7 protein-coding genes, 2 tRNA genes, 3 rRNA genes and 2 pseudogenes are annotated in these 12,794 nt (G+C 44.1%); 5 read left to right on the top strand and 9 right to left on the bottom strand.

What is annotated here, in order from left to right:
* Positions 1 to 28: 28 nt before the first annotated feature.
* Positions 29 to 235 (bottom strand): hypothetical protein, encoded by a 207-nt coding sequence (locus C8R34_RS02135; protein WP_110337352.1) that lies wholly within the window; start codon positions 233 to 235, stop codon positions 29 to 31.
* Positions 236 to 706: 471 nt separating this feature from the next.
* Between C8R34_RS02135 and C8R34_RS02130 the strand changes: the two genes are divergently transcribed.
* Positions 707 to 1,429: a hypothetical protein gene (locus tag C8R34_RS02130; protein WP_110337350.1), complete on the top strand. Its 723-nt coding sequence runs from the start codon at positions 707 to 709 to the stop codon at positions 1,427 to 1,429.
* A 138-nt stretch (positions 1,430 to 1,567) separates the two neighbouring features.
* Positions 1,568 to 3,106, top strand: a complete 1,539-nt coding sequence (murJ, locus tag C8R34_RS02125) for a murein biosynthesis integral membrane protein MurJ (RefSeq protein WP_110337348.1) — start codon at positions 1,568 to 1,570, stop codon at positions 3,104 to 3,106.
* A 229-nt stretch (positions 3,107 to 3,335) separates the two neighbouring features.
* Here the strand turns inward: murJ and C8R34_RS02120 are convergent.
* The 8 genes and pseudogenes from C8R34_RS02120 to prfB form a co-directional block, all read right to left on the bottom strand.
* A pseudogene (locus tag C8R34_RS02120) lies at positions 3,336 to 3,777 on the bottom strand (transposase); the annotation flags it as partial.
* Between the two features lie 23 nt (positions 3,778 to 3,800).
* Positions 3,801 to 3,950: pseudogene (locus tag C8R34_RS02115) on the bottom strand (IS256 family transposase); the annotation flags it as partial.
* A gap of 235 nt (positions 3,951 to 4,185) precedes the next feature.
* A 5S ribosomal RNA gene (gene rrf / locus C8R34_RS02110) occupies positions 4,186 to 4,298 on the bottom strand.
* Positions 4,299 to 4,394: 96 nt separating this feature from the next.
* A 23S ribosomal RNA gene (locus tag C8R34_RS02105) occupies positions 4,395 to 7,328 on the bottom strand.
* A gap of 222 nt (positions 7,329 to 7,550) precedes the next feature.
* A tRNA-Ala gene (locus C8R34_RS02100) sits at positions 7,551 to 7,626 on the bottom strand.
* Positions 7,627 to 7,635: 9 nt separating this feature from the next.
* Positions 7,636 to 7,712, bottom strand: a tRNA-Ile gene (locus tag C8R34_RS02095).
* Between the two features lie 122 nt (positions 7,713 to 7,834).
* Positions 7,835 to 9,372 (bottom strand): 16S ribosomal RNA (locus tag C8R34_RS02090).
* Together the 16S, 23S and 5S rRNA genes with 2 tRNA genes alongside form the textbook arrangement of a ribosomal RNA operon.
* A 319-nt stretch (positions 9,373 to 9,691) precedes the next feature.
* Positions 9,692 to 10,799 (bottom strand): peptide chain release factor 2 gene (gene prfB / locus C8R34_RS02085; protein WP_110337346.1). Its coding sequence is split into 2 segments (ribosomal slippage): positions 9,692 to 10,717 and positions 10,719 to 10,799, totalling 1,107 coding nucleotides; the frame shifts between segments, so codons are not numbered across the junction.
* A gap of 245 nt (positions 10,800 to 11,044) precedes the next feature.
* Between prfB and ispD the strand changes: the two genes are divergently transcribed.
* From ispD to thpR, 3 genes are read left to right on the top strand one after another with little or no spacing between them, the layout of a single operon-like run.
* Positions 11,045 to 11,749: a 2-C-methyl-D-erythritol 4-phosphate cytidylyltransferase gene (gene ispD / locus C8R34_RS02080; RefSeq protein ID WP_110337482.1), complete on the top strand. Its 705-nt coding sequence runs from the start codon at positions 11,045 to 11,047 to the stop codon at positions 11,747 to 11,749.
* Between the two features lie 5 nt (positions 11,750 to 11,754).
* Positions 11,755 to 12,246, top strand: coding sequence for a 2-C-methyl-D-erythritol 2,4-cyclodiphosphate synthase (gene ispF / locus C8R34_RS02075; RefSeq protein WP_132467048.1), 492 nt, complete (start codon positions 11,755 to 11,757; stop codon positions 12,244 to 12,246).
* Complete coding sequence (gene thpR / locus C8R34_RS02070) at positions 12,239 to 12,787, top strand: RNA 2',3'-cyclic phosphodiesterase (RefSeq protein ID WP_258364313.1); 549 nt, start codon at positions 12,239 to 12,241, stop codon at positions 12,785 to 12,787. Before ispF ends, thpR begins: the two co-directional genes overlap by 8 nt.
* Positions 12,788 to 12,794: the final 7 nt, after the last annotated feature.

The following is a 12,794-nucleotide window of genomic DNA, read 5'->3' as shown; positions in this document are numbered from 1 at the left end:
GAACGGAACGAATCAGTGTGATTGAGTGTTAGTGCCTGTCAGGAAGTTGAAGAACTCCTTCTCGGGACTCTGATCCAGAGACGCTTGATTGACGACGAGGAGGTAATGAAAATTCAATACTTTCTATACTGCCACCAATTGTTTTAGCCATATTTCTGAATTCCACTGCCAGCATACATTTGGGAACAATGAATGTTTGCTTAAATCCGGATTTGAAATTAACAAGAATTTTCATAACGTTATTCCAGGTAAGTTTGATTTATTTATTTATTTAAGAATCTAACCAATGATTTTATAGCGACGCTATTAATTATTTTGATTCTAACGACTTAAGTAAATTAAACTTTAACGGGCTGTATGCTGCTGCGGTGTTAAAAGCAGGCTAAAAATATGCATAAACTGCGCTTTCTCGCCTGTTTTTGCCTCATATGGGTTGCCTCGAAAACATTTTTTAAAGGCCTGTAATCATTATCGTGCTATTTTCATTGTATCTGCGCGACATTCTGCACCGTATATATGGAAAAATATAGGTGCCATACTCGAAGCCATTTAACGTTGATACTGACCAGTACAATAAACTAAACACAAATTTTTATGGAATTAACCCTGATCTGCCATCCATCTTGCTTTTTTTGCATGCTTCTCTCTGATAAACTCAGCGCTTAGATAATACACAAAAATATATCAGCTAATTGAGGAGTCTAGGATGTTTGATAAACCCAACCAACTTATTTTCTACATCAATGTAACGCTTATTGTTTTCGGTGTCTTGGTGGCATTGCTAACTGATCATGTTGTAATTGGGTTAATATTCGCTATCTGTGGATTGGTACTGGTTTATGATCAAATCAAACAAAACAAATTTACATTTACCATCGCAGATTTAAGAAAAATACTGACTGTTCATGACACTGCCGGAAATAAAGCAACATTGACGCAAACACAAATGACAACGGCTTGTCACGTTGATAACTCGGAATATTGTTTTAGAAATATTCGCGCCATCGGAAGTATTAGTAATTTCAGAGTTAACAATGGCGATCTGTCTAAGCAAAGAAAAGACAATGGCGACTACCAAGTTTGCATGAAGTTTCCACCTGAATTAAAAGTAATTAATGGTTGTGACCTGACTCTATCGTATGAGTACCAGGATGCTTTTACACAAACAGAAGGAATCCTTTCCCACATTGTTGATAACGACACACGACAATTGCATCTGGTCGTTGAATTACCCGAGGGCCGCACTATTTCTTCAGCTAGGTTCTTCTGCAAACATCATGGTAAAGAAGAAGCACTGCTGCCGCCTGTTGTGACCGGACAAACAAAAATTGAAGCAAATATTAAAGATCCGAAACTGGGTGCAGAATACTGCTTACAATGGAATTGGTCTGAAGAAGGTTTATTAAAAAAACTAGGGCGTTTTTTCTAACGATAAGTAACAACTGTAACCACTTTTTCTATCTAACTTTGGTTTAAAAAACACAGATCAATGAGCCAAGGGTAGATTGATATGAATCTCACAGAATTTTTCAATTCTTCCCATTGTTTGCAAGAAACTTAAACGCCATTGAATTTACTCAAAGCCCTCGCTGCTATCAGCAGCATGACCTTCATCTCGCGTATTCTCGGGTTTGTACGCGACATCATGATCGCCCGGATTTTTGGTGCAGGCATGGCGACGGATGCCTTCTTTGTTGCTTTCCGCATTCCTAACCTGTTACGGCGATTATTTGCTGAAGGCGCATTTTCGCAGGCATTTGTTCCAATACTTGCTGAATACAAAAACACCCGCACGCCCGAAGAAACCCGCGGTTTGATTGATCATATCACCATGCTCTTGGGCATCACGCTGTTCATTGTCACTGTAGTTGGCATTGTGGCAGCACCGCTGATCATCTATGTCAGCGCACCGGGATTTTCTGCCGATCCGGAGAAATTCAGTCTGACAGTTGAACTCCTGCAGATTACCTTCCCCTACATTTTATTTATTTCCTTGGTGGCGCTGGCGGGAGGCATACTCAACACGTATGGCAGATTTAATGTTCCTGCAATCACACCGGCGTTCTTGAACTTATCATTTATCGGTTGCGCACTGTGGCTCACACCTTTACTGGACCCACCGGTTTTGGCACTGGCTTGGGCAGTTTTTATCGGCGGTGTATTGCAGCTCGCTTTCCAGGTACCATTTCTGCTACGCCTCAAGTTATTGCCACGTATCCGTTTCAGCAATCCGGATACCGGCGCTTGGCGTGTAATCAAATTAATGGGCCCGGCAGTTTTTGGCGTATCCGTAGGTCAAATCAGTCTGCTGATCAACACCATTTTTGCCTCGCTGCTGATTACCGGCAGCGTTTCTTGGCTTTATTATGCTGATCGCTTAATGGAATTCCCGGCTGGTCTATTGGGTGTTGCATTGGGTACCATCTTGCTGCCATCACTGGCTCGACATTACAACAGCAGCAGTCATGACGAATACTCCCGCTTGCTCGACTGGGGTCTGCGTATGACGATACTACTGACATTACCGGCTGCGCTGGCATTAGCGTTATTAGCAACACCCTTAATCACAACGCTTTTTCACCACGGCGCATTCGCTGATCATGATGTATGGATGACACGTGAAGCATTAATTGCCTATAGTATAGGATTGCCTGGATTAATTCTGGTGAAAGTACTCGCACCGGGATTCTATGCACGCCAGAATATCAAAACACCGGTAAAAATCGCCGTCATCACCTTGGTTGCCACACAACTGATGAATCTCGCCTTTATCATTCCTCTCAAACATGCCGGATTAGCATTGGCTATCGGTTTAGGCGCTTGTCTTAACGCAGGATTACTATATTACAAGTTGCGCAGTCATGAAATCTATCAACCGCAACCAGGATGGAGGATGTTCTTTCTGAAAATACTCATTGCGTTGACGGTCATGGGGTTGATACTATGGTTTGCGACAGACAGTGATGCTTCCTGGTTAACTGATTCTACAATAACACGCATTGGCCGGTTAAGCTGGATAATCATTGCAGGTGCATCCGGCTACTTCGCTGCGCTATGGTTGTTAGGATTCCGCGTCAAAGACTTTACCAAGCAACAGGCCATATAGAACAGTTTATTCCAACTCTAGAAACAATGCGGTCCTGCAAAACGCTTGGAAACCGAATGAGTGTTCAAATGCATGCGAATTAGCAAACACTGAAATCTCTGAGAATTTATACTATTTCCATCGAAACCTGAGGGAATTAGGGGAAACTTAAATGCCGACTGATGATTTTTTTCATGCCCACCTAGATTAGATGATCTATGAGCTATAGTCAAATCTGGTGTATGGAGAATCAAGCGACTTGCTGTTTTTGACCTCCATTTTGTTTAACGCCGTTAATGAATTTTATGCCTTGAATGACATCAACCAGCAATTTATAGCCTCTCAACCGGAACCATTTTTCTCTGTGCCACTTCCATCAGTTTGAACGCCATCGTCAATGTTGTCGTCCGGTTTCCACAGTTTTTGGTTTTGGCTGTTCTCAGCCGAACCGTTGCAAAAACTGATTCAACTGGATTGGTTGTTCTAGTGTGTTGCCAGTTTTCCGCAGGATAATCATAGAAGGTCAGCATGGAATCTTTATCCTTTGCCAGGCATTCCATCGCTTTGGGGTATTTCAGGCTGAAACGCGCAACACGATTATCAAATGCTGCATACGCTTTTTCCCGTGTTTCCGCTTGCCAGATATTGTGCAGTGCTTCCTTGATCTTCGGCTGCATGGTTTGGGCAGCTTTTCCATTAATAGTAAACCTGTTTATAGAGCGGGCTTCCAATCTTTAAGAGGCATAGGCCATTTTTTGGCGATATTGTTGAGTGCCAAATAGAACAATTTGATGACAGCTACATCGTTAGGAAGCGATCCCCAGTTTTTGCTAACTTTGCGTAGGCTCATATTGACTGATTCAATCTAAAAAAATGACAGATCCTTATTCCATTATCGCTATTTTTTATAACACAAAAGGAGGAAAAACCTAATTCAGTAGTCTGGTCGACTTATCCACAGCTGCGTAGTAATCTGCGCGCTTATTCGCTTGGCAAATTTTAAACCGATATCAACAACGTGCGAACTTCAGCATTCTTATTCTGCGAATAATAAAACAAAATGGCCTTTCACTAACTAATGAAAGGCCATTTATAGAATTGCCTGGCAGTAACCTACTTTCACATGCGTATGCACACTATCATCGGCGCAACTCCGTTTCACTATTCTGTTCGGGATGGGAAGAAGTGGGTCCAGAGCGCTATGGCTGCCAAGCGTAACCGGGTTATTACAAGTAATGTATTTATTCCAAAATAAATATAGAGCAGATCATACAAATAATTCAAATAATTTGCAAGTCATTAAAGTTATAGGATCAAGCCTCACGGCCAATTAGTATCGGTTAACTTAACACATCACTATGCTTCCATATCCGACCTATCAACGTCGTAGTCTCCAACGAGCCTTTAGGAGGATTAAATCCTCGGGAAATCTTATCTTATGGAGAGTTTCCCGCTTAGATGCTTTCAGCGGTTATCTCTTCCGCACATAGCTACCCGGCGATACGACTGGCGTCATAACCGGTACACCAGAGGTGCGTCCACTCCGGTCCTCTCGTACTAGGAGCAGGTCCATTCAAATTTCCAACGCCCACGGCAGATAGGGACCAAACTGTCTCACGACGTTTTAAACCCAGCTCACGTACCACTTTAAATGGCGAACAGCCATACCCTTGGGACCGGCTACAGCCCCAGGATGTGATGAGCCGACATCGAGGTGCCAAACTCCCCCGTCGATATGAACTCTTGGGAGGAATCAGCCTGTTATCCCCGGCGTACCTTTTATCCGTTGAGCGATGGCCCTTCCATACAGAACCACCGGATCACTATGACCTGCTTTCGCACCTGCTCGACTTGTCAGTCTCGCAGTTAAGCACGCTTTTGCCATTGCACTATCAGCACGATTTCCGACCGTACCTAGCGTACCTTCGTACTCCTCCGTTACAATTTGGGAGGAGACCGCCCCAGTCAAACTGCCTACCATACACGGTCCCCAATCCAGCTAATGGATCCAGGTTAGAACCCCAACAACATCAGGGTGGTATTTCAAGGATGGCTCCATGAATTCTAGCGAATTCACTTCAAAGCCTCCCACCTATCCTACACAGATGTTATCAAAGTCCAATGTAAAGCTACAGTAAAGGTGCACGGGGTCTTTCCGTCTAGCCGCGGGGAGATTGCATCTTCACAAACATTTCAACTTCGCTGAGTCCCAGGAGGAGACAGTGTGGCCATCGTTACGCCATTCGTGCAGGTCGGAACTTACCCGACAAGGAATTTCGCTACCTTAGGACCGTTATAGTTACGGCCGCCGTTTACCGGGGCTTCAATCAAGAGCTTTCACCCCATCATTTAACCTTCCGGCACCGGGCAGGCGTCACACTCTATACGTCCACTTTCGTGTTTGCAGAGTGCTATGTTTTTATTAAACAGTCGCAGCCACCTTTTCATTGCAACCCTATTCTGCTTCATGCGCAAGGCACTACACATACCAAGGGCACACCTTCTCCCGAAGTTACGGTGCTATTTTGCCGAGTTCCTTCTCCTGAGTTCTCTCAAGCGCCTTAGAATTCTCATCCTACCCACCTGTGTTGGTTTACGGTACGGTCTTTATTCAACTGAAGCTTAGTGGCTTTTCCTGGAAGCATGGTATCGCTCACTTGGCACTCCAAAGAGTGTTTCGTTATCACGTCTCAACTAAGCCATTCGGATTTACCTAAATAGCATATCTACACGCTTGAACCGGGACATCCAACACCCGGCTGAGTTAACCTTCTCCGTCCCCACATCGCATTGAACAAAGGTACTGGAATTTTAACCAGTTTCCCATCAGTTACGCATTTCTGCCTCACCTTAGGGGCCGACTAACCCTGCGCCGATGAACGTTGCACAGGAAACCTTGGGTTTTCGGCGAGGGAGTCTTTCACTCCCTTTATCGCTACTCATGTCAGCATTCGCACTTCCGATACCTCCAGCAGCCTTTACAAGCCACCTTCACAGGCTTACGGAACGCTCTCCTACCATTTACATAAATGTAAATCCCTAGCTTCGGTGCACAGTTTGAGCCCCGTTACATCTTCCGCGCAGGACGACTCGATCAGTGAGCTATTACGCTTTCTTTAAAGGATGGCTGCTTCTAAGCCAACCTCCTGACTGTTTATGCCTTCCCACTTCGTTTCCCACTTAACTGTGTCTTTGGGACCTTAGCTGAGGGTCTGGGTTGTTTCCCTTTTGACACCGGACGTTAGCACCCGATGTCTGTCTCCCACGCTCGCACTCTTTGGTATTCGGAGTTTGCAATGGTTTGGTAAGTCTCAATGACCCCCTAGCCATAACAGTGCTCTACCCCCAAAGGTGATACGTGAGGCACTACCTAAATAGTTTTCGGAGAGAACCAGCTATTTCCAGATTTGTTTAGCCTTTCACCCCTACCCACAGCTCATCCCCTAATTTTTCAACATTAGTGGGTTCGGACCTCCACGAAGTGTTACCCTCGCTTCATCCTGGCCATGAGTAGATCATCTGGTTTCGGGTCTACACCCAGCAACTAAACGCCCTATTAAGACTCGCTTTCGCTACGCTTCCCCTACCCGGTTAAGCTTGCTACTGAATGTAAGTCGCTGACCCATTATACAAAAGGTACGCAGTCACGGAACACGTCCGCTCCCACTGTTTGTATGCATGCGGTTTCAGGATCTATTTCACTCCCCTTCCGGGGTTCTTTTCGCCTTTCCCTCACGGTACTAGTTCACTATCGGTCGATTACGAGTATTTAGCCTTGGAGGATGGTCCCCCCATATTCAAACAGGATTTCACGTGTCCCGCTCTACTTATCTCAATCTTAGTTCCACATTCAAATTTTCATCTACAGGGCTATCACCTACTATGGCTTAACTTTCCAGAAAATTCGACTAATTTAAATGCTAAATATTGAAGGCTACTCCCATTTCGCTCGCCACTACTTTGGGAATCTCGGTTGATTTATTTTCCTCTGGATACTTAGATGTTTCAGTTCTCCAGGTTCGCTACGCTTAACCTATATATTCAGTTAAGGTTGACTCTTGCTCAATCAGTTCTTCGCAAATCAAAAAAAAAAAAACTGATTAAGCAAGAATCAGGTTTCCCCATTCGGATATCTCCGGATCAAAGCTTGTTTGCCAGCTCCCCGAAGCTTTTCGCAGACTTCCACGTCCTTCATCGCCTGTAATCGCCAAGGCATCCACCACATGCACTTATTCACTTGATCCTATAACTTTAACAACCTTAAACACAAATTGTCATAGATATCATTACTGCATTTCTTTAATCAAGATACAATCTAACCCAATATTTTATCTACTAAAATAAAATACTTTACTTTTCCAAATTTTTAAAGAACAAAAAAAAACTACAGACAGAAACTATACCTCTGCATCAGCAATTAAACCTCATTATTCTCAATTCACTTAAATCAAAAATAAACTCAAATTGGTGGAGGTGAACGGGATCGAACCGATGACCCCCTGCTTGCAAAGCAGGTGCTCTCCCAGCTGAGCTACACCCCCGCAACCTGTTGGTGGGTCTGGGTGGACTTGAACCACCGACCCCACGCTTATCAAGCGTGTGCTCTAACCAACTGAGCTACAGACCCTAATTATAAGTCTAAGCACCATTTATCAGCAAACATGTAACTCAGCAGATACGGATTTTTGGCTCTTAGTTCTGCCTATAAACAATCGATAGGTTGTGAGTACTTAAATAGAATTTCTCTAGAAAGGAGGTGATCCAGCCGCAGGTTCCCCTACGGCTACCTTGTTACGACTTCACCCCAGTCATGAATCTCACCGTGGCAGGCGCCCTCCTTACGGTTAGACTACCTGCTTCTGGTGAAACCCACTCCCATGGTGTGACGGGCGGTGTGTACAAGACCCGGGAACGTATTCACCGCGACATGCTGATCCGCGATTACTAGCGATTCCGACTTCACGGAGTCGAGTTGCAGACTCCGATCCGGACTACGACGCGCTTTCTGAGATTAGCTCCCCCTCACGGGTTGGCAACCCTCTGTACGCGCCATTGTATTACGTGTGAAGCCCTACCCATAAGGGCCATGAGGACTTGACGTCATCCCCACCTTCCTCCGGTTTGTCACCGGCAGTCTCATTAAAGTGCCCAACCAAATGATGGCAATTAATGACAAGGGTTGCGCTCGTTGCGGGACTTAACCCAACATCTCACGACACGAGCTGACGACAGCCATGCAGCACCTGTGTTCAGATTTCCTTTCGGACACGAATTTATCTCTAAAAACTTTCTGACATGTCAAGGGTAGGTAAGGTTTTTCGCGTTGCATCGAATTAATCCACATAATCCACCGCTTGTGCGGGTCCCCGTCAATTCCTTTGAGTTTTAATCTTGCGACCGTACTCCCCAGGCGGTCAACTTCACGCGTTAGCTACGTTACCAAGCCTATTAAGACCCGACAACTAGTTGACATAGTTTAGGGCGTGGACTACCAGGGTATCTAATCCTGTTTGCTCCCCACGCTTTCGTGCATGAGCGTCAGTGTTAACCCAGGAGGTTGCCTTCGCCATCGATGTTCTTCCATATCTCTACGCATTTCACTGCTACACATGGAATTCCACCTCCCTCTGCCACACTCTAGTTCTGTAGTTTCAAACGCAGTTCCCAGGTTAAGCCCGGGGATTTCACATCTGACTTGCAGAACCGCCTGCGCACCCTTTACGCCCAGTAATTCCGATTAACGCTTGCACCCTACGTATTACCGCGGCTGCTGGCACGTAGTTAGCCGGTGCTTCTTCTGTCGATACAGTCATGAATTATGATTATTAGTCACAATCTTTTCTTCTCGACTGAAAGAGCTTTACAACCCGAAGGCCTTCTTCACTCACGCGGCATTGCTGGATCAGGCTTGCGCCCATTGTCCAAAATTCCCCACTGCTGCCTCCCGTAGGAGTCTGGGCCGTGTCTCAGTCCCAGTGTGGCTGGTCGTCCTCTCAGACCAACTACTGATCGTTGCCTTGGTAAGCCTTTACCTTACCAACTAGCTAATCAGACATCGGCCGCTCCAAAAGCATAAGGTCTTTCGATCCCCTACTTTCCTCCTCAGAGAATATGCGGTATTAGCACATCTTTCGATGCGTTATCCCCCACTTTAGGACACGTTCCGATGCATTACTCACCCGTTCGCCACTCGCCACCAAGTGCAAGCACTCGTGCTGCCGTTCGACTTGCATGTGTAAAGCATGCCGCCAGCGTTCAATCTGAGCCAGGATCAAACTCTTAAGTTTAATTCTGTTTTACTCTCGCTTGACGTTTTTGATGTTGATTAATAAATCAATATCTACTTATCTTGCGAATACTAAATTACTTTATTAGAGTTCTTACACTCTAAATTTCTATTAAGTACTCACACCTATCGATTGTATTTTTTTAAAGAGCGTCGCTACTTTTTAATGTGTTGCTAAGCAGCGAGAAGCGGAATTATACAGACTCTTTTTAACCGGTCAAGAGATTTTTTCACTTAATTGTCATATAAAAACCATACCGAATCCATCAAAACCAGAAACCACTTTATATTCAGTCACTCAAAGCTCTTTGCTTTATATTTTATTCAGCGCCTTGTTTGAGACTTGCTTCGATAAAAGCATTTAGATCTCCATCTAAAACACTTTGCGTGTTCCCAATCTCTAAATTTGTCCGTAGATCTTTGATGCGTGATTGATCCAGTACATATGATCGAATTTGATGCCCCCAGCCGATATCTGTTTTAGTCTCTTCCATGGCCTGCTTTTCATCGTTTCGCTTACGAAGCTCAGCCTCATATAACCTTGATCTTAGCATTGCAAGTGCGTCTGCTTTGTTTCGATGCTGTGACCGTCCGCTTTGACACTGCACCACTATCCCCGTGGGATTATGTGTAATACGAATTGCGGAATCTGTTTTATTAATATGTTGGCCACCCGCTCCTGATGCTCTAAAAGTATCAATTCTTAAATCTGCCGGATTAATTTCAATTTCTATCGTGTCATCCACTTCCGGGTAAACAAATACGCTCGCAAACGACGTGTGCCGACGATTACCGGAATCAAATGGCGATTTTCTGACCAGACGATGAACACCGGTCTCAGTGCGCAAATACCCATAAGCGTATTCACCGGACACTTTTAAAGTCGCATTTTTAATACCGGCAATATCACCCGGTGACTCCTCTAAAACCTCGATATTGAATCCTTGCCGCTCGCAGTAACGCAAATACATGCGCTCAAGCATCGCTGCCCAATCTTGTGCTTCGGTTCCTCCAGAGCCCGATTGAATATCCACAAAACAATTATTCGGATCCATAGGATCAGAAAACATGCGTCGAAATTCCAAATCAGCTATCACTTTTTCCACATTCCCAACATCGTCAGCAATACTCGAAAGAGTTGCATCATCCGATTCATCCTTCGCAATTTGAAACAACTCTTGGGCATCATTTAATTGATGCTCCATTGTCTCCAGTGTGACAACCGTATCTTCCAATAGCTTTTTCTCACGGCCAATTTCCTGAGTACGTTTACTGTCATTCCAAATAGCTGGATCCTCAAGTAATCGAGTTAGTTCACTTAATCGAGTTTGTTTAGTATCGAAGTCAAAGAAACCTCCGTAATTCATTGGCTCGGTTTTCCAGATCTTGAAGATGATTAGCGATTGAGTTGATTTGTTCTGCTTCCATAATTTTCACCTAAAATTTATTTCCTTAATTATACCTATTAGCACACCAAATCTTGAGTATCTGCCACTAATTCCCGCAAACCATATTTCTCCACTACAACAGATACAATTTTTAAACGGGTAACATAACATTCTCAAACTATAGATCAGCAAAAAAATTATAATCGTTTGCAAATGCAGCTGAAGATTCGTACATTTTTCATAGGTCAGTCAGTTTTATTAACCCATTTTTCCAAAAACTCAACGATGTCAAAGTTTATTGCATTAATTCCAGCAGCAGGCTCAGGTTCCCGCATGGGTCATGAGCTTCCTAAGCAATATCTATCACTGAATAATCAACCTATGATTTATCATGCCATAAATACGTTATGGCAAAATCGACTCATTACAAGGATTCTTGTCATACTGGCACCCGGCGATCTTGAATGGTTTAAATACGACTGGTCACAATTCTCAGGAAAACTAGTCGCATTAAACCATGGTGGTACAACCCGGGCAGAAAGTGTTCTCAATGGTCTCATTGCCGCAAAACAAAAAGATCTGGTTCAATCTAATGACTGGATATTAGTACACGATGCCGCACGACCTTGTTTAACTTCAATTCAGCTGGAAAATCTAATCACAGAATTAGCTGGAGACGAAGTGGGCGGGTTACTGGCCGTACCGGTCGCGGACACATTAAAGCGTATCGATGCTAGCCATCGGATAATACAGACCGAATCGAGAGAAAATTTATGGCAAGCACAAACTCCGCAAATGTTCCGTTATGACCTACTCACTCAAGCACTCCATAATGCAGCTAACGCAAATATTACGGATGATGCCAGCGCAGTCGAGGCCTTAGGACTACATCCTAGACTTGTACTCAGCGATGCTTACAATTTTAAAGTAACTTACCCTCAAGATCTGGCGTTAGCCGAATTAATACTACAAGAAAGGAATAATTTGTGAATACCATGAGAATTGGACAAGGTTTCGATGTACATCAATTAGCTGAAGGCCGCCTACTCATTATCGGCGGCGTAACTATCCCTTACGACACGGGATTACTCGGTCATTCGGATGCCGATGTGTTGTTGCATGCAATTTGTGATGCATTGCTAGGCGCCGCGGCATTGGGAGATATTGGTCAACATTTTTCGGATTCTGACCCGCGCTACAAAAATATTGATAGTCGCCTGTTATTGCGCAATGTATACAGTCTACTGGAAAGCAATCAATATAAAATTGTTAATATTGACGCAACCATTATTGCGCAAGCCCCCAAAATGGCTCCCTATATTCCTGCCATGATTGCAAATATCGCGCAAGATTTAAAAACCCACCCGAGCAATATTAACATTAAGGCCAAAACGGCTGAGCATCTGGGCGCAATTGGTCGCAAAGAAGGTATTGCGGCAGAAGCTGTATGTTTAATTGATCGCACAACAGGAAGTGAGATTGATTAAAAAGCACACTCATACCGATACAAAACCGATTCGAGTATTTTTTGCCATTTTTCCTGATAAATCTGTGCAAGCACAATTGGCTCATCAAGCCAAACAACTAGAATCTAGCTGCGGTGGCAGCATAGTCAAAATACAGCAGATTCATCTCACTTTGCTATTTTTAGGAAATATAGCTATTCACCAGCTTGAAATACTTCAGCAAGCCATGAAAAATATTTCTGCAGAAAAATTTGAATTTAAATTGGAAGAAATTTGCTACTGGAAGCACAACCAGATTGTATATAGTCAGGCAAAACAATTCCCTGTAGCACTGTTCGCTCTCGCTGATTCATTAAAGAGCACAGTATCAGAAGCTGGGTTCTTAATTGAGACGCGCACCTATAAACCCCACGTTACGCTGATCCGGAAGGCAACTCATGGCGCAAAAATCAACCTGGATACTCCCGTCATCTGGCATGTTAATGAGTGGTTTCTCATTCAATCCAAGCAAACCGATCGTGGTGTTGAGTACATTCCGCTGAGTCAATGGCACCTGCGATAAATTGACT

The sequence above is a fragment of the Nitrosomonas sp. Nm84 genome, assembly GCF_003201565.1.
GTDB lineage: Bacteria > Pseudomonadota > Gammaproteobacteria > Burkholderiales > Nitrosomonadaceae > Nitrosomonas.
Note: the sequence above shows the minus strand (reverse complement) of the source record. Positions and strands in the feature narration are given on the sequence as shown.

What these genes read in the sequence shown, in the direction of transcription:
- ispF (WP_132467048.1), top strand. Translation starts at nt 11,755, where the DNA reads ATGAGAATTGGACAAGGTTTCGATGTACATCAATTAGCTGAAGGCCGC.
- C8R34_RS02135 (WP_110337352.1), bottom strand. Translation starts at nt 235, where the DNA reads ATGAAAATTCTTGTTAATTTCAAATCCGGATTTAAGCAAACATTCATT.
- ispD (WP_110337482.1), top strand. Translation starts at nt 11,045, where the DNA reads ATGTCAAAGTTTATTGCATTAATTCCAGCAGCAGGCTCAGGTTCCCGC.
- C8R34_RS02130 (WP_110337350.1), top strand. Translation starts at nt 707, where the DNA reads ATGTTTGATAAACCCAACCAACTTATTTTCTACATCAATGTAACGCTT.